We start from the raw sequence: 595 nt of genomic DNA, 5'->3' as shown, positions 1-595 counted from the left end.
TGTTTAGTCCCGGCATTTGCTGGAGCGGATTGAGGGTGAATCGTTCTGGCTCTTTTGTCCAGGCCCTGCAGATGAATTCGTAGGGTGTGAGGCCTTTGAGGGTCTTGAGTCGCTTGGCGAAGTTGTAGGCGTTGACGAAGTCTGAGAGGTGGCTGCGGAGCTCGGCGTGAGTTTCGTAGTGGAAGCGTTTGACCGTGGCGTCCTTGATCGTTCGGTTCATGCGCTCGACCTGGCCGTTGGTCCAAGGATGTTTGGGCTTGGTGAGGCGATGATCGATACCGTTGCGGGCGCAGGCCACGACAAAAGCATGCGCCCAGAAGAACTCCTTCTGCTCGATCTTCTCCTTGATGTCAGCCGCGGTCCAACTGTCGCCGGCCGGATCGGTGAAGTGAGTGCCATTGTCCGTGAGGACGGTGTGAACCTTATACGGCACGGCCTTGATGAGATTCTGTAAGAAGTCAGCGGCGACGCGCCTGGTGGCTTTCTCGTGCAGCTCTGTGTAGGCGAACTTCGAGGTGCGATCGATTGCGACGAGGAGATAGAGTCGGCCTTCGGCGGTGCGGACCTCAGCTATATCGATGTGGAAGTAGCCGAT

1 protein-coding gene is annotated in these 595 nt (G+C 57.3%); it reads right to left on the bottom strand.

Annotated elements, in window-relative coordinates; translation table 11 throughout:
- Positions 1 to 595: DDE-type integrase/transposase/recombinase (locus G8O24_RS42590; RefSeq protein ID WP_188108422.1), on the bottom strand; the 595-nt coding region annotated here is incomplete at both ends.

It is taken from the genome of Bradyrhizobium campsiandrae, from assembly GCF_014529705.1.
Taxonomy (GTDB): Bacteria; Pseudomonadota; Alphaproteobacteria; order Rhizobiales; family Xanthobacteraceae; genus Bradyrhizobium; species Bradyrhizobium campsiandrae.
This window is presented reverse-complemented; position numbering and strand designations above follow the sequence as displayed.